The sequence below is a fragment of the Stenotrophomonas sp. GD04024 genome (assembly GCF_029837545.1).
Classification (GTDB): domain Bacteria; phylum Pseudomonadota; class Gammaproteobacteria; order Xanthomonadales; family Xanthomonadaceae; genus Stenotrophomonas; species Stenotrophomonas forensis.
The window spans coordinates 58,844-82,532 of the sequence record NZ_JAOEDV010000012.1 but is presented as its reverse complement, the minus strand read 5'-3'; the positions used below and the strand labels follow the sequence as shown (position 1 = coordinate 82,532).

The following is a 23,689-nucleotide window of genomic DNA, read 5'->3' as shown; positions in this document are numbered from 1 at the left end:
ATCACCTCTCAGACGAATTCGAGATAAGCAGCCATGGCCAAGGGTAAGTTCGAGCGCACCAAGCCGCACGTCAATGTCGGCACCATCGGTCACGTCGACCACGGCAAGACCACGCTGACCGCCGCACTGACCAAGATCGGTGCCGAGCGCTTCGGTGGCGAGTTCAAGGACTACTCCTCGATCGACGCCGCGCCGGAAGAAAAGGCTCGTGGCATCACGATCTCGACCGCGCACGTCGAATACGAATCCCCGGTCCGTCACTACGCCCACGTCGATTGCCCGGGCCACGCTGACTACGTCAAGAACATGATCACCGGTGCCGCCCAGATGGACGGCGCGATCTTGGTGTGCTCGGCCGCTGACGGCCCGATGCCGCAGACCCGCGAGCACATCCTGCTGTCGCGTCAGGTCGGCGTGCCGTACATCGTCGTGTTCCTGAACAAGGCCGACATGGTTGACGACGCCGAGCTGCTCGAGCTGGTCGAGATGGAAGTGCGCGAGCTGCTGAGCAAGTACGACTTCCCGGGCGACGACACCCCGATCATCGCCGGTTCGGCCCGTCTGGCGCTGGAAGGCGACCAGAGCGACATCGGCGTGCCGGCCATCCTGAAGCTGGTCGACGCCCTGGACAGCTGGATCCCGGAGCCGGAGCGCGCAATCGACAAGCCGTTCCTGATGCCGGTGGAAGACGTGTTCTCGATCTCGGGCCGCGGCACCGTGGTGACCGGTCGTATCGAGCGCGGCGTGATCAAGGTTGGCGACGAAATCGAAATCGTCGGCATCCGTCCGGTGCAGAAGACCACCGTGACCGGCGTTGAAATGTTCCGCAAGCTGCTGGACCAGGGTCAGGCAGGCGACAACGCTGGCCTGCTGCTGCGCGGCACCAAGCGTGACGACGTCGAGCGTGGTCAGGTCCTGGCCAAGCCGGGTTCGATCAAGCCGCACACCAAGTTCGAAGGCGAAGTCTACGTCCTGTCGAAGGACGAAGGCGGCCGCCACACCCCGTTCTTCAACGGCTACCGTCCGCAGTTCTACTTCCGCACCACCGACATCACCGGTGCAGCTGCACTGCCGGAAGGCGTCGAAATGGTGATGCCGGGTGACAACGTCAAGATGGTCGTCACCCTGATCAACCCGGTGGCAATGGACGAAGGCCTGCGCTTCGCCATCCGCGAAGGCGGCCGTACCGTCGGCGCCGGCGTGGTCTCGAAGATCATCGAGTAAGCCTGCAGTACCGGTGGTTGCATAGCGCCGCCGGTTACGCGAATGGCGGGCCGGGAACCTCGGTCCGCCTTCGCCGTCTAAGGGAAGGCAAGTTTTAAACGTACGCCAGTAGCTCAATTGGCAGAGCAGCGGTCTCCAAAACCGCAGGTTGGGGGTTCGAGTCCCTCCTGGCGTGCCATCTGCCCACCTTATCCAGCGGCCTGGGCCGCTAAAGCAGACACAGCCGGATGAATAGCAAGATCGAACACTCCAAGGACAACTCCGCCCACGGTGGAGATATCGTCAAGTATGTCGCCGCATCGCTGCTGGTGCTGGCCGGTCTGTTCGTCTGGTTCTGGTTCTCCGCCGACTCCGGTCGCGCCGCCCAGCTGGGTGCGTGGGCGGGTCAGTTGCGTGCGTTGGCGGTCGTGGTCGGTCTGGTTGGCGGTATCGGCGTGTTCATGCTGACCGGCAAGGGGCGCGACACCCGCGAATTCCTCTCCGAGTCGCGCTTCGAACTGCGCAAGGTGGTCTGGCCGACGCGCCAGGAAGCCATCCGCATGACGTGGGTCGTGATCGTCGTGGTGCTCATCCTCAGCCTGCTGCTGGGTGGCTTCGACTTCCTGATCCAGAAACTGACTCAGTGGTTCCTGAGCCGCTAAGGAGAATTGCATGAAGCGTTGGTACGTCGTTCACGCCTATTCGGGCTTCGAGAAGTCGGTGGCGCAGGCCCTGCGCGATCGCATCGTCCGTGACGGCATGGAAGAGCGCTTCGGCGACGTCCTGGTCCCGACCGAAGAAGTGGTCGAGATGCGCGCTGGCCAGAAGCGCCGTTCCGAGCGCAAGTTCTTCCCGGGTTACGTGCTGGTCCAGATCGAGACCCACGAAGAAGCCGGTATTCCGCGCATCGACAACGAAAGCTGGCACCTGGTCAAGGAGACCCCGCGCGTGATGGGCTTCATCGGCGGTACCGCCGATCGTCCGCTGCCGATCGCCGATTCCGAGGCCGAAGCCATCCTGAATCGCGTTCAGGAAGGTGTCGAGAAGCCGCGTCCGAAGGTGCTGTTCGAGCCGGGCCAGATGGTCCGCGTTACCGATGGCCCGTTCAACGATTTCAATGGCGTCGTCGAAGATGTCAACTACGAGAAGAGCCGTCTGCGCGTCTCGGTGCTGATCTTCGGTCGTGCCACCCCGGTCGAGCTCGAGTTCGGCCAGGTCGAGAAGGCCGTCTGACCTGATATGTAGAGTCGAGCTTGCTCGACTTTCCGTTCAGTCGAGCAAGCTCGACTCTACAGATGGAAACCGGGCTTGGCCCGGTTTCTTCCGTTTACGTGCCGCTTCAGGCATGTGAAGAAAAAACCTGATATAGTGCGCGGCTCCCCGCTGGGAAGCCAGCAGGACGAGGCCACCGCAAGGTGGCCTTCGGCATGATTTCAAAACGCGATGCCGGGACGCGTGATTCCCGGTCCGATGGGGAGCCTGTTGTCGAAAGGCGCTAGCACCCGGAGAGCACTCACATGGCAAAGAAAGTTGTCGGTTACATCAAGCTGCAGGTGAAGGCCGGTCAGGCCAACCCCTCGCCGCCGGTCGGTCCTGCGCTGGGTCAGCGTGGTCTGAACATCATGGAATTCTGCAAGGCGTTCAACGCTGCCACGCAGAAGCTCGAGCCGGGTCTGCCGGTTCCGGTGATCATCACGGCCTACTCGGACCGTACGTTCACCTTCATCACCAAGAGCACCCCGGCTACCACCCTGCTGAAGAAGGCCGCTGGCATCTCGTCGGGCTCCAAGCGCCCGAACACCGAGAAGGTCGGCAAGGTCACCCGTAAGCAGCTGGAAGAGATCGCCAAGGCGAAGGAACCGGATCTGACTGCCGCCGACCTGGACGCCGCCGTGCGTACCATCGCTGGCTCTGCCCGTTCCATGGGCCTCGTGGTGGAGGGTTAATAAGATGGCACAGACCAAGCGTGAGAAGGCCATCAAGGCCGCCGTCGTTCCGGGCAAGGCATACGCCTTCGAGGACGCGATCAACATCCTGAAGAGCGCCACCAAGGCCAAGTTCGTCGAGTCGATCGACGTTGCCGTGCGCCTGGGCGTCGATGCGAAGAAGTCCGACCAGCAGGTCCGTGGCTCCACCGTGCTGCCGGCCGGTACCGGTAAGTCGGTCCGCGTCGCCGTGTTCGCTCCGGCCGGTGCCAAGGCTGACGAAGCCCTGGCCGCTGGCGCCGAAGCCGTCGGCATGGATGACCTGGCCGAGAAGATGCAGGCCGGCGATCTGAACTACGACGTCGTCATCGCGACCCCGGACGCCATGCGCGTCGTCGGTAAGCTGGGCACCGTGCTGGGCCCGCGCGGCCTGATGCCGAACCCGAAGGTCGGCACCGTTTCCCCGAACCCGGGTGAAGCCGTGAAGAACGCCAAGTCGGGTCAGGTCCGTTACCGCACCGACAAGGCCGGCATCATCCACTGCACCATCGGCAAGGCCGACTTCGCCGAAGACGCGCTGAAGTCGAACCTGACCGCGCTGCTGCTGGACCTGATCAAGGCCAAGCCGGCTACCTCGAAGGGCACCTACCTGCAGAAGGTTTCGGTCAGCTCGACGATGGGCCCGGGCGTCACCGTCGACCAGTCGTCGCTGACCCTGAAGTAATTGTTTGAAGCGGTCACGGTGCCCTGGGTGCCGTGACCGTGACATTTGAAGGCATCGCTGGCAGTGCATCGCCCGCGGTAGCCGTCAAAGACCGCAGGCGCGGTCGTGGCAATACCGGCGACGGGCACGGAAGCTCGATCTGGCAAGGAGTCGCCGCCGGAGCAGTCATGAGCGCTTAATCGATTCCCCGGAATCACCCTGCGTAGATGGTGCCCTTCTGGAGTTTTTCTGGTTCACGCATGTCTGGGATTTCCCTGATTGCCTCCAGGTCTGGAACGGCCCACCCCCCGGAACATCATCCCGATGTTCCCGGCGTCCAGGACGGATGCCGCACAGGACCGCACACGGCAGGAGCCGTAAGCGGAGTTCAATAGGAGGAGTGCAATGGCTCTCAATCTGTCCCAGAAGCAAGAAGTAGTCGCCGAGCTGGCAGACGTCGCCGCCAAGGCCCACTCCTTGATCGCAGCCGAATACGCTGGCACCACGGTCGCCCAGATGACCGCGATGCGCAAGCAGGCTCGTGAAACCGGTGTTTTCTTGAAGGTTGTCAAGAACACCCTGGCTTCGCGCGCCGTTGAAGGCACCGAGTTCGCAGTCGCCCAGGACCAGATGGTTGGTCCGCTGCTGTACGCGTTCTCGCTTGAGGAGCCCGGCGCTGCCGGTCGCCTGATCAAGGAAGCCGCCAAGGGCAACGACAAGCTGAAGGCTAAGGTCGTCGCCATCGGTGGCGAAGTGTTCCCGGCAAGCCACGTCGACGTGCTGGCCTCGCTGCCGACCCGCGATCAGGCCCTGGCCATGCTGGCCCGCGTCCTGACCGAGCCGGTCACGATGTTTGCCCGCGCCATCAAGGCCGTTGGCGAGAAGCAGGGTGGTGGCGATGTCGCCGCCGACGCTGCCGAGCCGGCCGCCGAGACCGCCTGAGTTTCGACTTACCGTGGTTCCTGACGGAACCTCAACCCAGAAAATCATCCAAAGGTATTAATCATGTCCCTTACCAACGAACAGATCGTCGACGCCATCGCCGAGAAGTCCCTGATGGAAGTGATGGAGCTGGTCAAGGCCATCGAAGAAAAGTTCGGCGTCTCCGCCGCCGCTCCGGTTGCCGTGGCTGCTGCCGCTGGCCCGGCCGCTGCTGTTGAAGAGCAGACCGAGTTCGTCGTCACCCTGAAGTCGGCCGGCGACAAGAAGGTCGAAGTCATCAAGGCCGTCCGCGCCATCACCGGCCTGGGCCTGAAGGAAGCGAAGGACCTGGCCGAAGCCGGCGGCGTCCTGAAGGACAACGCTTCGAAGGACGAAGCCGAGAAGATGAAGAAGGACCTGGAAGCTGCTGGCGCGACTGTCGAAGTCAAGTAAGCACTTCCTTTGCATCGTCATCGATTCACGGCGATGCAGCCAAGGCTGGGGGCGTAAGCCCCCGGCCTTTGGTCGTTTCATGCAATACCGGTTGTAACTGCGGCAAAAAGCCCAACACGGGCTGCGGTCAGACCCCGGCAGGCCAGCGCACGGCGCGGCGGCAGGGGAGTGGATGCAGACGAGTTGGCAGTTGGAAGTAGCGGGAGAAGGCGTGCTGGTGCCGGCAATACCAGCGACTTCCAACTGACAATTTCAAGTTCCCTTCAGGGTCGTGGACGCACGGCCCGCACAACAAGGTGGAAGACCTCATGACGTCCTATTCGTTCACCGAAAAAAAGCGTATCCGCAAGGATTTCGGCAAGCAGCGCTCGATCCTCGAAGTGCCGTTCCTGCTCGCCATCCAGGTGGATTCCTATCGTGAATTCCTGCAGGAAAACGTCGATCCGGCCAAGCGCACGGACCACGGCCTGCACGCTGCGCTGAAGTCGGTCTTCCCGATCGCCAGCTACAGCGGCAATGCCGCCCTGGAATACGTCGGCTACAAGCTGGGCGAACCGGTGTTCGACGAGCGCGAGTGCCGCCAGCGCGGCATGAGCTACGGCGCCCCGCTGCGCGTGACCGTGCGCCTGGTGATCTACGACCGTGAGTCGTCGACCAAGGCCATCAAGTACGTGAAGGAGCAGGAGGTCTATCTGGGCGAAATCCCGCTGATGACCGAGAACGGCACCTTCATCGTCAACGGCACCGAGCGCGTCATCGTCTCGCAGCTGCACCGCTCGCCGGGCGTGTTCTTCGACCACGACCGTGGCAAGACCCACAGCTCGGGCAAGCTGCTGTACAGCGCCCGCATCATTCCTTACCGCGGTTCCTGGCTGGACTTCGAGTTCGACCCGAAGGACGCGCTGTTCACCCGTATCGACCGCCGCCGCAAGTTGCCGGTGTCGATCCTGCTGCGCGCGCTTGGCTACAGCAACGAAGAGATGCTGGCCGAGTTCTTCGAGATCAACACCTTCCACATCAACCCGGATGAAGGCGTCCAGCTGGAGCTGGTGCCCGAGCGCCTGCGTGGCGAAACCCTGGGCTTCGACCTCGCCGACGGCGACAAGGTCATCGTGGAAGCCGGCAAGCGCATCACCGCGCGCCACATCAAGCAGCTGGAAGCCTCGGGCATCGCTGCCCTGGCCGTGCCGGACGACTACATCGTCGGCCGCATCCTGTCGCACGACGTGGTCGATGCCTCGACCGGCGAACTGCTGGCCCAGGCCAACGACGAAATCACCGACGAGCAGCTGCAGAGCTTCCGCAAGGCCGGTGTCGATGCCGTGGGCACCCTGTGGGTGAACGACCTGGATCGTGGCCCGTACCTGTCCAACACCCTGCGCATCGACCCGACCAAGACCCAGCTGGAAGCCCTGGTCGAGATCTACCGCATGATGCGTCCGGGCGAGCCGCCGACCAAGGATGCCGCGCAGAACCTGTTCCACAACCTGTTCTTCACCTTCGAGCGCTACGACCTGTCCGCGGTCGGCCGCATGAAGTTCAACCGTCGCGTGGGCCGCAAGGAAACCACCGGCGAAGCCGTGCTGTACGACCGCAAGTACTACGGCGAGCGCAACGACGAAGAGTCCAAGCGCCTGGTCGCCGCCCACGGTGACAGCTCCGACATCCTGGACGTGATCAAGGTCCTGACCGAGATCCGCAACGGTCGCGGCGTGGTCGATGACATCGACCACCTGGGCAACCGTCGCGTGCGTTCGGTCGGCGAAATGGCCGAGAACGTGTTCCGCGTGGGCCTGGTCCGCGTCGAGCGCGCGGTCAAGGAGCGCCTGTCGATGGCCGAGTCCGAAGGCCTGACCCCGCAGGAGCTGATCAACGCCAAGCCGGTCGCCGCTGCCATCAAGGAGTTCTTCGGCTCCTCGCAGCTGTCGCAGTTCATGGACCAGAACAACCCGCTGTCGGAAGTCACGCACAAGCGTCGCGTCTCGGCCCTGGGCCCGGGCGGCCTGACCCGTGAGCGCGCCGGCTTCGAAGTGCGCGACGTGCACCCGACCCATTACGGCCGCGTCTGCACCATCGAAACGCCGGAAGGCCCGAACATCGGCCTGATCAACTCGCTGGCCGTGTACGCCCGCACCAACCAGTACGGTTTCCTCGAGACCCCGTACCGCAAGGTCGTGGACGGCAAGGTCTACGACGAAGTCGAGTTCCTGTCGGCCATCGAAGAAAACGAGTACGTCATTGCGCAGGCCAACGCGCTGACCAATGCCGACAGCGTGCTGACCGAGCAGTTCGTTCCGTGCCGCTTCCAGGGCGAATCGCTGCTGAAGCCGCCGGCGGAAGTCCACTTCATGGACGTCTCGCCGATGCAGACCGTGTCGATCGCGGCCGCGCTGGTTCCGTTCCTGGAGCACGATGACGCGAACCGTGCACTGATGGGCGCCAACATGCAGCGTCAGGCCGTGCCGACCCTGCGTGCGCAGAAGCCGCTGGTCGGTACCGGCATCGAGCGCGCCGTGGCGCGTGACTCCGGTGTGACCGTGAACGCCCGCCGTGGTGGCGAGATCGTGCAGATCGACGCAGCCCGCATCGTGGTCAAGGTCAACGAGGAAGAGATCGTTGGCGCCACCGATGCAGGCGTGGACATCTACAACCTGGTCAAGTACACCCGTTCGAACCAGAACACCTGCATCAACCAGCGTCCGCTGGTCCAGGTGGGCGACGTCATCGCCCGCGGCGACGTGCTGGCCGACGGTCCGTCCACCGACATCGGCGAACTGGCCCTGGGCCAGAACATGCTGATCGCGTTCATGCCGTGGAACGGCTACAACTTCGAAGACTCCATCCTGCTCTCCGAGCGCGTGGTGGAAGAGGATCGCTACACCACGATCCACATCGAAGAGCTGACCTGCGTTGCGCGTGATACCAAGCTGGGGCCGGAGGAAATCTCCGCCGACATCCCGAACGTCTCCGAGCAGGCGCTGAACCGCCTGGACGAGAGCGGCGTGGTGTACATCGGTGCAGAAGTCCGCGCCGGCGACATCATGGTCGGCAAGGTCACCCCGAAGGGCGAAAGCCAGCTGACCCCGGAAGAGAAGCTGCTGCGCGCAATCTTCGGCGAGAAGGCTTCGGACGTTAAGGACAGCTCGCTGCGCGTTCCGCCGGGCATGGACGGCACCGTCATCGACGTGCAGGTCTTCACCCGCGACGGCATCGAGAAGGACAAGCGCGCCCGCCAGATCGAAGAGTCTGAAATCAAGCGCGTCAAGAAGGACTTCGACGACCAGTTCCGCATCCTGGAAGCCGCCATCTACATGCGTCTGCGTTCGCAGATCGTGGGCAAGGTGGTCAACGGCGGTGCTGGCCTGAAGAAGGGCGACGTCATCAGCGACGCGTTCCTGGACGGCCTGAAGAAGGCTGACTGGTTCGCGCTGCGCATGAAGGACGAGGACGCCTCGGAAGCCATCGAACGCGCGCAGAAGCAGATCCAGGCGCACGAGAAGGAATTCGAGCGTCGCTTCGCCGACAAGCGCGGCAAGATCACTGCCGGTGACGACCTCGCTCCGGGCGTGCTGAAGATGGTCAAGGTGTTCCTGGCCGTGAAGCGCCGCATCCAGCCGGGCGACAAGATGGCAGGCCGCCACGGCAACAAGGGTGTGGTCTCCAACGTGGTGCCGGTCGAGGACATGCCGTACATGGCCTCGGGCGAAACCGTGGACATCGTGCTGAACCCGCTGGGCGTGCCGTCGCGTATGAACATCGGCCAGATCCTGGAAGTGCACCTGGGCTGGGCCGCCAAGGGGCTGGGCCGCAAGATCCAGGCGATGATGGAAGCCCAGGCGGCCGTTGCCGACCTGCGCAAGTTCCTGGACGACATCTACAACCACGACGACACCAACGTGGCCAACCGTGTCGACCTGTCGCAGTTCAGCGACGAGGAACTGCTGCGCCTGGCCCGCAACCTGACCGACGGCGTGCCGATGGCCACCCCGGTCTTCGACGGCGCCACCGAAGCGGAAATCAAGCGCATGCTGGAACTGGCCGACCTGCCGAGCAGTGGCCAGACCCAGCTGTACGACGGCCGCACCGGTGAAGCCTTCGATCGCCACACCACCGTCGGTTACATGCACTACCTGAAGCTGAACCACCTGGTCGACGACAAGATGCACGCCCGTTCGACCGGTCCGTACTCGCTCGTCACCCAGCAGCCGCTGGGCGGCAAGGCGCAGTTCGGCGGCCAGCGCTTCGGTGAAATGGAAGTCTGGGCGCTGGAAGCCTACGGCGCGGCCTACACCCTGCAGGAAATGCTGACGGTGAAGTCCGATGACGTGCAGGGCCGCAACCAGATGTACAAGAACATCGTCGACGGTGAGCACGAGATGGTCGCGGGCATGCCGGAATCCTTCAACGTGCTCGTGAAGGAAATCCGCTCGCTGGCCATCAACATGGAACTGGAAGACAACTGATCCATGCCGGCGCGGCGGTCCGCCACCGCGCCGCTGGCAGTCAACTGAAAGCCCATCGACACAGCATTCCTCCTTCTGGAGAACACCATGAAAGACCTGCTCAACCTCTTCAACCAGCAGCGCCAGACGCTGGACTTCGACGCAATCAAGATCGCGCTGGCCTCGCCGGACCTGATCCGTTCGTGGTCCTTCGGCGAAGTGAAGAAGCCGGAAACCATCAACTACCGTACCTTCAAGCCGGAACGTGACGGCCTGTTCTGCGCCGCCATCTTCGGCCCGGTGAAGGACTACGAGTGCCTGTGCGGCAAGTACAAGCGCATGAAGCACCGCGGCGTGGTCTGCGAGAAGTGCGGCACCGAAGTGACCCTGGCCAAGGTGCGCCGCGAGCGCATGGGCCACATCGACCTGGCCTCGCCGGTCGCGCACATCTGGTTCCTGAAGTCGCTGCCGTCGCGCATCGGCCTGATGCTGGACATGACCCTGCGCGACATCGAGCGCGTGCTGTACTTCGAAGCGTACGTGGTGACCGAGCCGGGCCTGACCGCCCTGGAACGCCGCCAGCTGCTGACCGAAGAGCAGTACCTGCAGGCCCGCCAGGAGCACGGTGACGACTTCGACGCCGCGATGGGCGCCGAGGCCGTGTACGAACTGCTGCGCACGATCGACCTGCAGTCGGAAATGACCCGCCTGCGCGAAGAAATCGCCGCCACCGGTTCGGAAACCAAGCTCAAGCGACTGACCAAGCGCATCAAGCTGATCGAAGCCTTCCTGGAATCGGGCAACCGTCCGGAATGGATGGTCATGACCGTGCTGCCGGTGCTGCCGCCGGACCTGCGTCCGCTGGTTCCGCTGGACGGCGGCCGCTTCGCGACCTCCGACCTGAACGACCTGTACCGCCGCGTCATCAACCGTAACAACCGCCTGCGCCGCCTGCTCGAACTGAGCGCGCCGGACATCATCGTGCGCAATGAAAAGCGCATGCTGCAGGAATCGGTCGATGCGCTGCTGGACAACGGCCGTCGCGGCCGTGCCATCACCGGCACCAACAAGCGCCCGCTGAAGTCGCTGGCCGACATGATCAAGGGCAAGCAGGGCCGCTTCCGCCAGAACCTGCTCGGCAAGCGCGTCGACTACTCGGGCCGTTCGGTCATCGTGGTCGGCCCGTACCTGCGCCTGCACCAGTGCGGCCTGCCGAAGAAGATGGCGCTGGAGCTGTTCAAGCCGTTCGTGTTCGCCAAGCTGCAGCGTCGTGGCCTGGCCACCACCATCAAGGCCGCCAAGAAGCTGGTCGAGCGCGAAGAAGCCGAAGTCTGGGACATCCTGGAAGAGGTCATCCGCGAGCATCCGGTGATGCTGAACCGTGCGCCGACCCTGCACCGCCTTGGCATCCAGGCGTTCGAGCCGGTGCTGATCGAAGGCAAGGCCATCCAGCTGCACCCGCTGGTCTGCACCGCGTTCAACGCCGACTTCGACGGTGACCAGATGGCCGTCCACGTGCCGCTCTCGCTGGAAGCCCAGCTGGAAGCGCGTGCGCTGATGATGTCGACCAACAACATCCTGTCGCCGGCCAACGGCGAGCCGATCATCGTGCCGTCGCAGGACGTCGTGCTGGGTCTGTACTACATGACCCGCTCGCTGGAAAACAAGAAGGGCGAGGGCATGGCCTTCGCCAACATCGCTGAAGTCAAGCGTGCCTACGACAACCGCGTGGTGGAACTGCACGCGCGCGTCAAGGTCCGCATCACCGAGGTGGTGACCGACGAAGACGGCGTGAAGCAGAACAAGACCTCGATCGTGGACACCACGATCGGTCGCGCCCTGCTGGCTGAAATCCTGCCGGAAGGCCTGCCGTTCGCGCTGGCCAATGTCGAGCTGACCAAGAAGAACATCAGCCGCCTGATCAACTCCAGCTACCGCCAGCTGGGGCTGAAGGACACGGTCGTGTTCGCCGACAAGCTGATGTACACCGGCTTCGCCTACGCGACCCGCGCCGGCGTGTCGATCGGCATCGACGACATGCTGATCCCGGACGAGAAGAAGGGCATCCTCACCGAGGCCGAAGCCGAAGTGCTGGAAATCCAGGAGCAGTACCAGTCGGGCCTGGTCACCGCCGGCGAGCGCTACAACAAGGTGGTCGACATCTGGTCGCGCACCAACGAGCGCATCGCCAAGGCGATGATGGACACCATCGGTACCGAGAAGGTGGTCAATGCCAAGGGCGAGACCATCGACCAGAAGTCGATGAACTCGCTGTACATCATGGCCGACTCCGGTGCGCGTGGTTCGCAGGCGCAGATCCGTCAGCTGGCCGGCATGCGTGGCCTGATGGCCCGCCCGGACGGCTCGATCATCGAGACGCCCATCAAGGCGAACTTCCGCGAAGGCCTGAACGTGCAGGAGTACTTCAACTCCACCCACGGTGCCCGTAAGGGTCTGGCCGATACCGCGCTGAAGACCGCGAACTCGGGTTACCTGACCCGTCGTCTGGTCGACGTCGCGCAGGACGTGGTGATCACCGAGGTGGATTGCGGTACCACCGAAGGCCTGATCATGACCCCGATCGTGGAAGGCGGCGACGTGGTCGAGCCGCTGAAGGATCGCGTGCTGGGTCGCGTGGTGGCCGAGGACGTGTTCCTGCCGGGCAACGACGAAGATCCGATCGTCACCCGCAACACCCTGCTGGACGAAGCCTGGGTCGCCAAGCTGGAAGACGCCGGCGTGCAGAGCATCAAGGTGCGTTCGACGATCTCGTGCGAATCGGCCTTCGGTGTCTGCGGTCGCTGCTACGGCCGCGATCTGGCCCGCGGCCACCTGGTCAACATCGGTGAAGCGGTCGGCGTCATCGCCGCGCAGTCGATCGGTGAGCCGGGTACCCAGCTGACCATGCGTACGTTCCACATCGGTGGTGCGGCGTCGCGAGCTGCTGCGGTCGACAACATCACCGTCAAGACCACCGGCTCGGTCAAGTTCAGCAACCTCAAGTCGGTCGAGCACGCCAACGGCTCGCTGGTGGCAGTGTCGCGCTCGGGCGAAATCTCGGTGCTCGATGCCCACGGCCGTGAGCGTGAGCGCTACAAGCTGCCGTACGGTGCGACCATCACGTCCAAGGACGGTGATGCGATCAAGGCTGGCCAGACCGTGGCCAACTGGGATCCGCATAACCACCCGATCGTGTCGGAAGTGGCCGGCTTCATCCGCTTCATCGACTTCGTCGACGGCATCACCGTCATCGAGAAGACCGACGAGCTGACCGGCCTCGCTTCGCGCGAAATCACCGATCCGAAGCGTCGTGGTACCCAGGCCAAGGACCTGCGCCCGATCGTGCGCATCGTCGACGCCAAGGGCAACGACCTGTCGATCCCGGGCACCGACCTGCCGGCGCAGTACCTGCTGCCGCCGCGTTCGATCGTCAACCTGCAGGATGGCGCCCCGGTGGGCGTGGGCGACGTCGTCGCCAAGATCCCGCAGGAAGCGTCGAAGACCCGCGACATCACCGGTGGTCTGCCGCGCGTGGCCGACCTGTTCGAAGCGCGCAAGCCGAAGGATCCGGCAGTGCTGGCCGAGCGTTCGGGCATCATCAGCTTCGGCAAGGACACCAAGGGCAAGCAGCGCCTGATCATCAAGGACACCGATGGTTCGGAGCACGAAGAGCTGATCCCGAAGTACCGCCAGGTCATCGTGTTCGAAGGCGAGCATGTCACCAAGGGTGAAACCATCGTGGACGGCGAGCCGAGCCCGCAGGACATCCTGCGTCTGCTGGGTGTCGAACCGCTGGCGGCCTACCTGGTGAAGGAAATCCAGGACGTGTACCGCCTGCAGGGCGTGAAGATCAACGACAAGCACATCGAGGTGATCACCCGCCAGATGCTGCGCAAGGTCGAGATCACCGACCAGGGCAGCAGCAAGTTCCTGAACGGCGAACAGGTGGAGCGCCAGCGCGTTATCGAGGAGAATGCGCGCCTGTCGACCCGCAACGAGCTGCCGGCGCACTTCGATCCGGTCCTGCTGGGTATCACCAAGGCATCGCTGGCGACCGAGTCGTTCATCTCGGCCGCGTCGTTCCAGGAAACCACCCGCGTGCTGACCGAAGCGGCCGTCCGCGGCACCTCGGACAACCTGCGTGGCCTGAAGGAAAACGTCATCGTCGGTCGCCTGATTCCGGCCGGTACCGGCCTGGCGTACCACAGCAACCGCCGCCGCGGCGCTTCCGGTCTCACCGAGTCGGAAATGCAGACCCTGGCCGGTATCCCGGCCGCGGTCGAGGCGCCGGTGGTTGAAGCCGAAGCTGAACAGGCCTCGGGCGAAGAATGAGGTATCCGGTCCGGCCGCAAGGCCGGACCACCCCATCAGTCCATCGATGGGATTGGGAAAGGGCAGGGGAGATCGTCCGCGATCGATCCTGTCAACCTGAACGGGGTACATGGAGGCCCCCCAGTAACGTTCCGGGATCAGGAACGGGCTTGACAGGAGGCGTTTGACTGCTTTCCTGGCAGGTTGCTACAATCGTCTGTCTCAGCAGGCCAAAATTTCGGCCTGCTTTAACATTTCCGCATCTCTGGTCGGATTTTCCGGCCACCAATCAGAAGAACCTACTGATGGCGACGATCAACCAGCTGGTCCGCAAGCCGCGGCAAGCGACCACCTACAAGAGTGCCTCGCCGGCGCTCGACAAGTGCCCGCAGCGCCGTGGCGTCTGCACCCGTGTCTACACCACCACTCCGAAGAAGCCGAACTCGGCTCTGCGCAAGGTTGCCAAGGTCCGCCTGACCAACCAGGAAGAAGTGATTTCCTACATCGGTGGTGAAGGCCACAACCTGCAGGAGCACTCCGTGGTCCTGATCCGCGGCGGTCGCGTCAAGGACCTGCCGGGTGTGCGTTACCACACCGTTCGTGGCTCGCTCGACGCCGCCGGCGTTGCCAAGCGTCGCCAGGCCCGTTCCAAGTACGGCGCCAAGCGTCCGAAGGCATAAGGAGAGAGCACTATGTCGCGTAAGGGTAATACTCCGCAGCGTTCCGTCCTGCCCGATCCGAAGCACGGAAGCGAAACCATCGCCCGCTTCATCAACATGGTCATGCAGAGCGGCAAGAAGTCCGTCGCCGAAAAGATCGTGTACGGCGCCATGGACGTGATCACCGAGAAGAACAGCAGCGCCAACGCCATTGAACTGGTGCAGAAGGCTCTGGACAACGTCGCTCCGGCGGTGGAAGTCAAGTCGCGCCGCGTCGGTGGTGCCACCTACCAGGTGCCGGTCGAAGTGCGTTCGTCGCGCAAGATGGCCCTGGCCATGCGCTGGCTGATCGACTCCGCGCGCAAGCGTGGTGAGAACACCATGCCGAAGAAGCTGGCTGCTGAACTGATCGACGCCTCGGAAAACCGTGGCGGCGCCATCAAGAAGCGCGAAGAAACCCACCGCATGGCCGAAGCCAACAAGGCGTTCGCCCACTACCGCTGGTGAGTTTGACGGCCTTGTAAAACAGGCAGGGCAGCACCACTTCGGTGCGTGCTGCCTCGCGGTCCCGGAAGGACTGCGCCAATCCGAAGGCCGCCGAAAGGCGGCGTTCGGCCATCCGAAATCCAAGAAATCTGAGAGGCTCCCGTGGCCCGTTCCACTCCCATCGAGCGTTACCGTAACTTCGGCATCATGGCTCACATCGATGCCGGCAAGACCACCACGTCCGAGCGCATCCTGTTCTACACCGGCAAGAGCCACAAGATCGGTGAAGTGCACGACGGCGCCGCCACCATGGACTGGATGGAGCAGGAGCAGGAGCGTGGCATCACGATCCAGTCCGCTGCCACCACCGCGTTCTGGAAGGGCATGGACAAGTCCCTGCCGGAGCACCGCTTCAACATCATCGACACCCCCGGGCACGTCGACTTCACCATCGAAGTGGAGCGCTCGCTGCGCGTGCTCGACGGTGCCGTCTTCGTCCTGTGTGCCGTCGGTGGCGTGCAGCCGCAGTCGGAAACCGTGTGGCGCCAGGCCAACCGCTACAAGGTGCCGCGCATCGCGTTCGTCAACAAGATGGACCGCACCGGTGCCAACTTCTACAAGGTCCGTGACCAGCTGAAGGCCAAGCTCGGCGCCGTCGCCGTGCCGATGCAGCTGCCGATCGGCGCCGAAGACGGCTTCAAGGGCGTCGTCGACCTGCTGAAGATGAAGGCCATCCATTGGGATGAAGCCTCGCAGGGCATGAAGTTCGAGTACGGCGAAATCCCGGCCGACCTGCAGGAAAAGGCTGAAGAAGCCCGCACCTACATGATCGAAACCGCGGCTGAAGCCAGCGAAGAGCTGATGGAAAAGTACCTGGGCGGCGAAGAGCTGGCCGAGGCTGAAATCATCAACGCGCTGCGTACCCGCACCCTGGCCACCGAAATCGTCCCGATGTACTGCGGTTCGGCGTTCAAGAACAAGGGCGTGCAGGCCATGCTGGACGGCGTGATCCAGCTGCTGCCGTCGCCGGTCGATGTGCCGGACGTGACCGGTACCGACGTGGACGACGAAAACGTCGCCATGACCCGCAAGTCCGACGACAAGGCTCCGTTCTCGTCGCTGGCCTTCAAGATCATCACCGATCCGTTCGTCGGCGCGCTGACCTTCTTCCGTGTCTACTCGGGCACCCTGAACGGTGGTGACACCGTGCTGAACTCGGTGAAGGGCAAGAAGGAGCGCATCGGCCGCATCCTGCAGATGCACTCGAACAACCGCGAAGAAATCAAGGAAGTTCTGGCCGGTGACATCGCCGCTGCCGTGGGCCTGAAGGACACCACCACCGGTGACACCCTGTGCTCGATCGACCAGCCGATCATCCTGGAGCGCATGACGTTCCCGGAGCCGGTGATCTCGATGGCCGTCGAACCGAAGACCAAGTCGGACCAGGAAAAGATGGGCCTGGCCCTGGGCCGCCTGGCGCAGGAAGATCCGTCGTTCCGCGTCAAGACCGACGAAGAATCCGGCCAGACCATCATCTCGGGCATGGGCGAGCTGCACCTGGACATCATCGTCGACCGCCTGAAGCGCGAGTTCAACGTTGAAGCCAACGTCGGCGCGCCGCAGGTTGCGTACCGCGAAACCATCACCCTGGCTGACGTCAAGTCGGACTACAAGCACGCCAAGCAGTCCGGTGGTAAGGGTCAGTACGGTCACGTCGTGATCGAGCTGTCGCCGATCACCGCTGAAGACCGTGCCGATGCCAAGATCGCTCCGCTGATCAAGGACGACTTCCTGTTCATCAACGACATCACCGGCGGCGTGATCCCGAAGGAATTCATTCCGTCGGTCGAAAAGGGCCTGCGCGAAACCATCACCAGCGGCCCGCTGGCTGGCTTCCCGGTCGTGGACGTCAAGGTGAAGCTGGTGTTCGGTTCGTACCACGACGTCGACTCCTCGGAAATGGCGTTCAAGCTGGCTTCGTCGATGGCCTTCAAGCAGGGCTTCGCCAAGGCCAAGCCGGTGCTGCTGGAGCCGATCATGAAGGTCGAGATCGTGACCCCGGAGGATTACCAGGGTGACGTGATGGGCGACGTCAGCCGTCGTCGCGGCGTGCTGCAGGGTTCCGACACCACCGGTGACGGCTCCGCTTCGATCATCAACGCGATGATCCCGCTGGGTGAAATGTTCGGCTACGCCACTGCGCTGCGTTCGCAGACCCAGGGCCGCGCCACCTTCACCATGGAATTCGACCACTACGAGCCGGCGCCGAACAACATCGCCGAAGCCGTCATGAAGAAGGGCTGAGCCTCGCTCAGCCTCTCCTGAAAACCACTTACAAAATCAAGGTATAGAACAATGGCAAAGGGTAAGTTCGAGCGCACCAAGCCGCACGTCAACGTCGGCACCATCGGTCACGTCGACCACGGCAAGACCACGCTGACCGCTGCACTGACCAAGATCGGTGCCGAGCGCTTCGGTGGCGAGTTCAAGGACTACTCCTCGATCGACGCCGCGCCGGAAGAAAAGGCTCGTGGCATCACGATCTCGACCGCGCACGTCGAATACGAATCCCCGGTCCGTCACTACGCCCACGTCGATTGCCCGGGCCACGCTGACTACGTCAAGAACATGATCACCGGTGCCGCCCAGATGGACGGCGCGATCCTGGTGTGCTCGGCCGCTGACGGCCCGATGCCGCAGACCCGCGAGCACATCCTGCTGTCGCGTCAGGTCGGCGTGCCGTACATCGTCGTGTTCCTGAACAAGGCCGACATGGTCGACGACGCCGAGCTGCTCGAGCTGGTCGAGATGGAAGTGCGCGAGCTGCTGAGCAAGTACGACTTCCCGGGCGACGACACCCCGATCATCGCCGGTTCGGCCCGTCTGGCGCTGGAAGGCGACCAGAGCGACATCGGCGTGCCGGCCATCCTGAAGCTGGTCGACGCCCTGGATAGCTGGATCCCGGAGCCGGAGCGCGCAATCGACAAGCCGTTCCTGATGCCGGTGGAAGACGTGTTCTCGATCTCGGGCCGCGGCACCGTGGTGACCGGTCGTATCGAGCGCGGCGTGATCAAGGTTGGCGACGAAATCGAAATCGTCGGCATCCGTCCGGTGCAGAAGACCACCGTGACCGGCGTTGAAATGTTCCGCAAGCTGCTGGACCAGGGTCAGGCAGGCGACAACGCTGGCCTGCTGCTGCGCGGCACCAAGCGTGACGACGTCGAGCGTGGCCAGGTCCTGGCCAAGCCGGGTTCGATCAAGCCGCACACCAAGTTCGAAGGCGAAGTGTACGTCCTGTCGAAGGACGAAGGCGGCCGCCACACCCCGTTCTTCAACGGCTACCGCCCGCAGTTCTACTTCCGCACCACCGACATCACCGGCGCAGCTGCACTGCCGGAAGGCGTCGAAATGGTGATGCCGGGTGACAACGTCAAGATGGTCGTCACCCTGATCAACCCGGTGGCAATGGACGAAGGCCTGCGCTTCGCCATCCGCGAAGGCGGCCGTACCGTCGGCGCCGGCGTGGTCTCGAAGATCATCGAGTAATCTGGTAGTATCTGCGCCCCGATGTTGCCTGGGTAGGGCATCGGGGCGTATCAAATGGGAAAGCAGGCACAGGATGTGCCTTGTGTTCCCCGGACCAGGAAGGGTCAATGCCATTCAGGCGGCGTCAACAGGCGACTGTTGACAGCTGCCTTGCGTGCCATTATGCTTCTACGTCTGGGCAGGCCGGGAAACTGGTCTGCCTACGTTTTTGAGGTCTATGGAGTGACCTTGGCGGCCTGCAGGAGTGCGGGCCGTCCGTATTCAGGAATTTCATGGGGCAAAGCAACCCAGAGGCTTTGTCTGTCGCTCTTTTAACGAAGGAACCTACCGCCATGGCGGACCAAAAGATCCGGATCCGGCTGAAAGCGTTCGATCATCGTCTGATCGACCGTTCGGCCAGCGAGATCGTTGAAACGGCAAAGCGGACCGGCGCGCAAGTGCGTGGCCCGATCCCGCTGCCGACCAAGATCGAGCGTTACACCGTTCTCGTCTCCCCGCACGTCGACAAGGACGCGCGTGACCAGTACGAGACCCGCACGCACAAGCGCGTGCTCGATATCGTTGACCCGAATGACAAGACCGTGGACGCGCTGATGAAGCTCGAACTGGCTGCCGGCGTCGACGTTCAGATCAAGCTGACCTGAGGACTACGACCATGACGAAGAAGTATTCGTTGGGCTTCGTGGGCCGCAAGGCTGGCATGAGCCGCGTGTTCACTGAAGATGGCCGCTCCATCCCGGTGACCCTGATCGAAGCAACCCCGAACCGCATCGCGCAGATCAAGACCGTCGAAACCGACGGCTACAGCGCCGTGCAGGTGACCGTCGGCGCGCGTCGCGCTGCCCTGGTCAACAAGCCGGAAGCCGGCCACTTCGCCAAGGCGAAGGTGGAAGCGGGTCGTGGCCTGTGGGAATTCCGCGTTGAAGACGCGCAGCTCGGCGATTTCGCCGTTGGCGGCGAAGTCAAGGCGGACATCTTCGAAGTCGGCCAGATCGTCGACGTCCAGGGTGTCACCAAGGGTAAGGGCTTCCAGGGCACCATCAAGCGCCACAACTTCCGTATGGGCGATGCAACCCACGGTAACTCGCTGTCGCATCGCGCGCCGGGTTCGCTGGGTCAGCGCCAGACCCCGGGTCGTGTTTTCCCGGGCAAGAAGATGTCGGGCCACATGGGCGCGGTGCAGCAGAGCACCCAGAACCTGGAAGTGGTCAAGGTCGACGTCGAGCGCGGTCTGATCGCGGTTCGCGGCGCCGTTCCGGGCGCGGCGGGTGGCGACGTGATCGTCCGTCCGGCGAGCAAGGCATAAGGAGAGATGACGATGGAACTCGTTATCACGGGTAGCAACAACAAGGTCTCGGTCTCCGACGCCGTGTTCGGTCGCGATTTCAGCGAAGATCTGGTCCACCAGGTCGTCGTTGCCTACCGCAACGCCGGCCGCGCCGGCACCAAGGCACAGAAGACTCGCTCTGAAGTGGCTGGTACCACCAAGAAGTCGAAGAAGCAGAAGGGCGGCGGCGCGCGTCATGGCGCACTGACGGCTCCGATCTTCGTCGGCGGCGGTGTCACCTTCGCGGCCAAGCCGCGCAGCTTCGAGCAGAAGGTCAATCGTAAGCAGTACCGTGCCGCCATGTGCGCGATCCTGTCCGAGCTGAACCGTCAGGGCCGTCTGACCATCGTGGAGTCCTTCGATGTCGAAGTGACCAACACGAAGGGTCTGATCGCCAAGCTGGCCGGCCTGGAAGTGGGCAAGCGCCCGCTGATCGTCACTGAAGAAGCCTCCGAGCACCTGTACCTGTCCGCCCGCAATCTGCCGTACGTGCAGGTGCGTGACGTGCAGGGTCTGGACCCGGTGTCGCTGGTCGGTGCCGACACGGTCGTCATCACCGCTGACGCGGTCAAGAAGGTCGAGGAGTGGCTGGCATGAACAGCAACGAAAAAATCTTCAGCGTGCTGCGTGCCCCGCGTGTCTCCGAAAAGACCGCGCGCCTGCAGGAACTCTCCAACCAGTATGTCTTCGAAGTTTCGAACGAAGCCACCAAGGCCGATGTAAAGGCCGCGGTTGAGCAGCTGTTCGACGTCAAGGTCGAAGCCGTCAACGTGGTCAACGTCAAGGGCAAGAACAAGTCCTTCCGTAACCGTGCTGGCCGCCGCGGCGATTGGCGCAAGGCGTACGTTCGCCTGGCCGATGGCCAGTCGATCGATGTAACGGCCAAGGCCTGAGGTACATCCCATGCCATTGATGAAATTCAAGCCCACCTCCCCCGGCCGCCGTTCGGCCGTGCGCGTGGTCACCCCCGACCTGCACAAGGGTGCTCCGCACGCCGCACTGGTCGAGTCGCAGAGCCGCTCGGGTGGTCGTAACCACCATGGCCGCATCACCGTGCGTCACGTCGGTGGTGGTGCCAAGCAGCACTACCGCATCATCGACTTCAAGCGCAACAAGCTGGGCATCCCGGCGCGCGTGGAACGCATCGAGTACGATCCGAACCGCACCGCCCACATCGCCCTGCTGTGCTACGTCGACGGTGAGCGCCGCTACATCATCGCCCCGAAGGGCCTGAAGGCGGGTGATCAGGTGATCGCCGGTTCGGATGCCCCGATCAAGTCGGGCAACACCCTGCCGCTGCGCAACATCCCGGTCGGTACCACCATCCACTGCATCGAACTGAAGCCGGGCAAGGGCGCTCAGATCGCTCGCGCCGCCGGTGCGGCCGTGCAGCTGGTGGCTCGCGAAGGCATCTACGCCACCCTGCGCCTGCGCTCGGGTGAAATGCGCAAGGTTCCGGTCGAGTGCTGCGCCACCATCGGTGAAGTCGGCAACGACGAGCACAGCCTGGAAAAGCTGGGCAAGGCCGGTGCCAAGCGTTGGCGCGGCGTCCGCCCGACCGTTCGTGGTGCTGCCATGAACCCGGTTGACCATCCGCACGGTGGTGGTGAGGCCAAGGCCGGCCAGGGTAACCCGCATCCGGTCACCCCGTGGGGTGTCCCGACCAAGGGTTACAAGACGCGCCATAACAAGCGCACTCAGCAGTTCATCGTCCGCGATCGTAGGGGCTAATCGACCATGGCACGTTCACTCAAGAAGGGCCCGTTCGTCGATCACCACCTCGTCAAGAAGGTGGAGGCCGCTGCGGGCAGCAAGAAGCCGATCAAGACCTGGTCGCGCCGTTCGATGATCCTGCCTGACATGGTAGGCGTCACCATTGCCGTGCATAACGGCAAGAACCACATCCCGGTTCTCGTCAACGAGAACATGGTCGGCCACAAGCTCGGCGAATTTGCCATCACCCGGACCTTCAAGGGTCACGGTGGTGACAAGAAGTCGGGCAAGTAAGGAGAGATGACAATGGAAGCGAAAGCCATCCTGCGCACTGCGCGCATCTCCCCGCAGAAGGCTCGTCTGGTCGCTGACCAGGTGCGCGGTCTGCCGGCCGAGCGTGCGGTCAACCTGCTGAAGTTCTCGGACAAGAAGGCTGCCCACCTGATCAAGAAGGTGGTGGAGTCGGCAATTGCCAACGCCGAGAACAACCAGGGCGCCGACGTCGACGAGCTGAAGGTTCAGACCATCATGGTTGATGAAGGTCCGACCCTGAAGCGTTTCATGGCGCGGGCGAAAGGCCGCGGTACCCGCATCCTCAAGCGCACCAGCCACATCACTGTGGTTGTGGGCGCCGCCAAGTAAGCGGATAAGGAAAAGACCATGGGTCATAAAGTTCATCCGATTGGTATCCGCCTCGGCATTTCCAAGGACTGGAACTCCAAGTGGTACGCCAACAAGGCCGAGTTCGCTGGTTACCTGGCAGCCGACCTGAAAGTGCGCGAAATGCTGCGCAAGAAGCTGGCTCAGGCCGGCATCAGCAAGATCCTGATCGAGCGTCCGGCCAAGACCGCTCGCGTGACGATCCACACCGCCCGTCCGGGCGTGGTGATCGGCAAGCGCGGTGAGGACATCGAGAAGCTGCGCAAGGAAGTGAGCGAGATGATGGGCGTCCCGGCGCACATCAACGTCACCGAAGTGCGCAAGCCGGAACTGGACGCGCAGCTCGTTGCCGAGTCGATCGCCCAGCAGCTGGAGCGTCGCATCATGTTCCGCCGCGCGATGAAGCGCTCGGTCGGCAACGCGATGCGCCTGGGTGCCCTGGGCATCAAGGTCAACGTCGGTGGCCGCCTCAACGGTGCAGAAATCGCCCGTTCGGAGTGGTACCGCGAAGGCCGCGTGCCGCTGCACACCCTGCGTGCCGACATCGACTATGGCTTCGCTGAAGCCAAGACGACCTACGGCATCATCGGCATCAAGGTCTGGATCTACAAGGGCGAGGTCTTCGATTTCTCCCAGGTTGGCCAGGAAAAGCAGGACGACACCCCGTCGCGCAACGATCGTCACGATCGCGGCGACCGTGGTGACCGTCAGCGCCCGGCCCGTGAAGCGAGGTAACGACAATGTTGCAACCCAAGCGAACCAAGTACCGCAAGGTACACAAGGGCCGTAACGATGGCCTGAGCTGGAGCGCCAACGCTGTCAGCTTCGGCGAATACGGCCTGAAGGCAACCGCACACGGTCAGCTGACCGCGCGTCAGATCGAAGCGGCCCGCCGCTCGATCAGCCGCTACGTCAAGCGCGGCGGCAAGATGTGGATCCGCGTGTTCCCCGACAAGCCCATCACCAAGAAGCCCATCGAAGTCCGAATGGGTTCTGGTAAGGGTAACGTGGAATACTGGGTGGCCCAGATCCAGCCCGGCCGCATGATCTATGAAATCGAGGGTGTTTCCGAGGAAGTGGCTCGCGAGGCGTTCCGCCTGGCCGCCGCCAAGCTCTCGGTCACCACCACTTTCGTGACCCGTACGGTGCGCTGATGGATATCAAAACTCTCCGTGAAAAGTCGGCTGACGAACTCAAGGCCCACCTGATCGACCTGCGTAAGGAACAGTTCTCTGTCCGTATGCAGCAGGTCACCGGCCAGCTGCCGAAGACCCACGACATTCGCCGGGTCCGTCGCGAGATTGCTCGCGTCAAGACCCTGCTCGGCAGCACGAAGTAAG

23 protein-coding genes and 1 tRNA gene are annotated in these 23,689 nt (G+C 63.2%); all 24 read left to right on the top strand.

Annotation, left to right across the window (positions count from 1 at the left end; all coding sequences use genetic code 11):
• Positions 1-33: 33 nt before the first annotated feature.
• The 24 genes from tuf (N7590_RS06270) (at position 34) to rpmC (ending at position 23,688) form a co-directional block, all read left to right on the top strand.
• Positions 34-1,224: an elongation factor Tu gene (gene tuf / locus N7590_RS06270; RefSeq protein WP_004154360.1), complete on the top strand. Its 1,191-nt coding sequence runs from the start codon at positions 34-36 to the stop codon at positions 1,222-1,224.
• A gap of 102 nt (positions 1,225-1,326) precedes the next feature.
• Positions 1,327-1,402 (top strand) — tRNA-Trp (locus tag N7590_RS06265).
• Between the two features lie 49 nt (positions 1,403-1,451).
• The gene (secE, locus tag N7590_RS06260; RefSeq protein WP_004154361.1) at positions 1,452-1,865 is read left to right on the top strand and encodes a preprotein translocase subunit SecE; all 414 of its coding nucleotides are present in this window, start codon (positions 1,452-1,454) and stop codon (positions 1,863-1,865) included.
• A gap of 10 nt (positions 1,866-1,875) precedes the next feature.
• Entirely contained in the window at positions 1,876-2,436 is a 561-nt protein-coding gene (gene nusG, locus N7590_RS06255; RefSeq protein ID WP_279935245.1) for a transcription termination/antitermination protein NusG, read from the top strand.
• Positions 2,437-2,720: 284 nt separating this feature from the next.
• The gene (gene rplK, locus N7590_RS06250; protein ID WP_004145248.1) at positions 2,721-3,149 is read left to right on the top strand and encodes a 50S ribosomal protein L11; all 429 of its coding nucleotides are present in this window, start codon (positions 2,721-2,723) and stop codon (positions 3,147-3,149) included.
• 4 nt (positions 3,150-3,153) lie between these two features.
• A complete protein-coding gene (gene rplA, locus N7590_RS06245; protein WP_004154350.1) occupies positions 3,154-3,852 on the top strand; it encodes a 50S ribosomal protein L1 in 699 nt (232 codons plus the stop codon).
• 384 nt (positions 3,853-4,236) lie between these two features.
• The gene (gene rplJ / locus N7590_RS06240; RefSeq protein ID WP_005408203.1) at positions 4,237-4,773 is read left to right on the top strand and encodes a 50S ribosomal protein L10; all 537 of its coding nucleotides are present in this window, start codon (positions 4,237-4,239) and stop codon (positions 4,771-4,773) included.
• A gap of 63 nt (positions 4,774-4,836) precedes the next feature.
• Complete coding sequence (gene rplL / locus N7590_RS06235) at positions 4,837-5,205, top strand: 50S ribosomal protein L7/L12 (RefSeq protein WP_004154353.1); 369 nt, start codon at positions 4,837-4,839, stop codon at positions 5,203-5,205.
• Between the two features lie 308 nt (positions 5,206-5,513).
• Positions 5,514-9,668 carry a DNA-directed RNA polymerase subunit beta gene (gene rpoB / locus N7590_RS06230; protein WP_004154354.1) on the top strand — a complete coding sequence of 1,385 codons (4,155 nt, stop codon included), beginning with the start codon at positions 5,514-5,516 and terminating at the stop codon, positions 9,666-9,668.
• Between the two features lie 87 nt (positions 9,669-9,755).
• Entirely contained in the window at positions 9,756-13,979 is a 4,224-nt protein-coding gene (gene rpoC, locus N7590_RS06225; protein ID WP_164241635.1) for a DNA-directed RNA polymerase subunit beta', read from the top strand.
• A gap of 284 nt (positions 13,980-14,263) precedes the next feature.
• Complete coding sequence (gene rpsL / locus N7590_RS06220) at positions 14,264-14,638, top strand: 30S ribosomal protein S12 (protein WP_004145320.1); 375 nt, start codon at positions 14,264-14,266, stop codon at positions 14,636-14,638.
• A gap of 12 nt (positions 14,639-14,650) precedes the next feature.
• Positions 14,651-15,124, top strand: a complete 474-nt coding sequence (rpsG, locus tag N7590_RS06215) for a 30S ribosomal protein S7 (RefSeq protein WP_004145321.1) — start codon at positions 14,651-14,653, stop codon at positions 15,122-15,124.
• Positions 15,125-15,265: 141 nt separating this feature from the next.
• Positions 15,266-17,407, top strand: coding sequence for an elongation factor G (fusA, locus tag N7590_RS06210; RefSeq protein ID WP_004154359.1), 2,142 nt, complete (start codon positions 15,266-15,268; stop codon positions 17,405-17,407).
• A 51-nt stretch (positions 17,408-17,458) separates the two neighbouring features.
• Positions 17,459-18,649 (top strand): elongation factor Tu, encoded by a 1,191-nt coding sequence (tuf, locus tag N7590_RS06205; protein WP_004154360.1) that lies wholly within the window; start codon positions 17,459-17,461, stop codon positions 18,647-18,649.
• A gap of 332 nt (positions 18,650-18,981) precedes the next feature.
• A complete protein-coding gene (rpsJ, locus tag N7590_RS06200) occupies positions 18,982-19,293 on the top strand; it encodes a 30S ribosomal protein S10 (protein ID WP_005408208.1) in 312 nt (103 codons plus the stop codon).
• Between the two features lie 11 nt (positions 19,294-19,304).
• A complete protein-coding gene (gene rplC / locus N7590_RS06195) occupies positions 19,305-19,955 on the top strand; it encodes a 50S ribosomal protein L3 (protein ID WP_004145336.1) in 651 nt (216 codons plus the stop codon).
• Between the two features lie 12 nt (positions 19,956-19,967).
• A complete protein-coding gene (gene rplD / locus N7590_RS06190; RefSeq protein WP_004145337.1) occupies positions 19,968-20,573 on the top strand; it encodes a 50S ribosomal protein L4 in 606 nt (201 codons plus the stop codon).
• On the top strand, positions 20,570-20,869 hold the full coding sequence (gene rplW, locus N7590_RS06185) for a 50S ribosomal protein L23 (protein ID WP_004145338.1): 300 nt from the start codon (positions 20,570-20,572) through the stop codon (positions 20,867-20,869). Before rplD ends, rplW begins: the two co-directional genes overlap by 4 nt.
• Before the next feature lie 10 nt (positions 20,870-20,879).
• Positions 20,880-21,707: a 50S ribosomal protein L2 gene (gene rplB, locus N7590_RS06180; protein ID WP_004154484.1), complete on the top strand. Its 828-nt coding sequence runs from the start codon at positions 20,880-20,882 to the stop codon at positions 21,705-21,707.
• 6 nt (positions 21,708-21,713) lie between these two features.
• On the top strand, positions 21,714-21,983 hold the full coding sequence (gene rpsS / locus N7590_RS06175) for a 30S ribosomal protein S19 (protein ID WP_004154485.1): 270 nt from the start codon (positions 21,714-21,716) through the stop codon (positions 21,981-21,983).
• Positions 21,984-21,995: 12 nt separating this feature from the next.
• Positions 21,996-22,331 (top strand): 50S ribosomal protein L22, encoded by a 336-nt coding sequence (rplV, locus tag N7590_RS06170; protein WP_004145348.1) that lies wholly within the window; start codon positions 21,996-21,998, stop codon positions 22,329-22,331.
• A gap of 18 nt (positions 22,332-22,349) precedes the next feature.
• A complete protein-coding gene (rpsC, locus tag N7590_RS06165) occupies positions 22,350-23,084 on the top strand; it encodes a 30S ribosomal protein S3 (RefSeq protein ID WP_004145350.1) in 735 nt (244 codons plus the stop codon).
• 5 nt (positions 23,085-23,089) lie between these two features.
• Complete coding sequence (rplP, locus tag N7590_RS06160; RefSeq protein WP_004154486.1) at positions 23,090-23,503, top strand: 50S ribosomal protein L16; 414 nt, start codon at positions 23,090-23,092, stop codon at positions 23,501-23,503.
• Positions 23,503-23,688 (top strand): 50S ribosomal protein L29, encoded by a 186-nt coding sequence (gene rpmC, locus N7590_RS06155; protein WP_004154487.1) that lies wholly within the window; start codon positions 23,503-23,505, stop codon positions 23,686-23,688. The genes rplP and rpmC overlap by 1 nt, the downstream gene beginning before the upstream one ends.
• The last annotated feature ends 1 nt before the right edge of the window (position 23,689 follow it).

Coding starts and splice junctions, on each gene's coding strand:
- rplB (WP_004154484.1), top strand. CDS start 20,880: ATGCCATTGATGAAATTCAAGCCCACCTCCCCCGGCCGCCGTTCGGCC.
- rpsC (WP_004145350.1), top strand. CDS start 22,350: ATGGGTCATAAAGTTCATCCGATTGGTATCCGCCTCGGCATTTCCAAG.
- rpsS (WP_004154485.1), top strand. CDS start 21,714: ATGGCACGTTCACTCAAGAAGGGCCCGTTCGTCGATCACCACCTCGTC.
- rplK (WP_004145248.1), top strand. CDS start 2,721: ATGGCAAAGAAAGTTGTCGGTTACATCAAGCTGCAGGTGAAGGCCGGT.
- rpsL (WP_004145320.1), top strand. CDS start 14,264: ATGGCGACGATCAACCAGCTGGTCCGCAAGCCGCGGCAAGCGACCACC.
- rpsG (WP_004145321.1), top strand. CDS start 14,651: ATGTCGCGTAAGGGTAATACTCCGCAGCGTTCCGTCCTGCCCGATCCG.
- nusG (WP_279935245.1), top strand. CDS start 1,876: ATGAAGCGTTGGTACGTCGTTCACGCCTATTCGGGCTTCGAGAAGTCG.
- rplJ (WP_005408203.1), top strand. CDS start 4,237: ATGGCTCTCAATCTGTCCCAGAAGCAAGAAGTAGTCGCCGAGCTGGCA.
- rpoB (WP_004154354.1), top strand. CDS start 5,514: ATGACGTCCTATTCGTTCACCGAAAAAAAGCGTATCCGCAAGGATTTC.
- rpmC (WP_004154487.1), top strand. CDS start 23,503: ATGGATATCAAAACTCTCCGTGAAAAGTCGGCTGACGAACTCAAGGCC.
- secE (WP_004154361.1), top strand. CDS start 1,452: ATGAATAGCAAGATCGAACACTCCAAGGACAACTCCGCCCACGGTGGA.
- rplA (WP_004154350.1), top strand. CDS start 3,154: ATGGCACAGACCAAGCGTGAGAAGGCCATCAAGGCCGCCGTCGTTCCG.
- rplP (WP_004154486.1), top strand. CDS start 23,090: ATGTTGCAACCCAAGCGAACCAAGTACCGCAAGGTACACAAGGGCCGT.
- rplD (WP_004145337.1), top strand. CDS start 19,968: ATGGAACTCGTTATCACGGGTAGCAACAACAAGGTCTCGGTCTCCGAC.
- rpsJ (WP_005408208.1), top strand. CDS start 18,982: ATGGCGGACCAAAAGATCCGGATCCGGCTGAAAGCGTTCGATCATCGT.
- tuf (WP_004154360.1), top strand. CDS start 17,459: ATGGCAAAGGGTAAGTTCGAGCGCACCAAGCCGCACGTCAACGTCGGC.
- rplL (WP_004154353.1), top strand. CDS start 4,837: ATGTCCCTTACCAACGAACAGATCGTCGACGCCATCGCCGAGAAGTCC.
- rpoC (WP_164241635.1), top strand. CDS start 9,756: ATGAAAGACCTGCTCAACCTCTTCAACCAGCAGCGCCAGACGCTGGAC.
- rplC (WP_004145336.1), top strand. CDS start 19,305: ATGACGAAGAAGTATTCGTTGGGCTTCGTGGGCCGCAAGGCTGGCATG.
- rplW (WP_004145338.1), top strand. CDS start 20,570: ATGAACAGCAACGAAAAAATCTTCAGCGTGCTGCGTGCCCCGCGTGTC.
- rplV (WP_004145348.1), top strand. CDS start 21,996: ATGGAAGCGAAAGCCATCCTGCGCACTGCGCGCATCTCCCCGCAGAAG.
- tuf (WP_004154360.1), top strand. CDS start 34: ATGGCCAAGGGTAAGTTCGAGCGCACCAAGCCGCACGTCAATGTCGGC.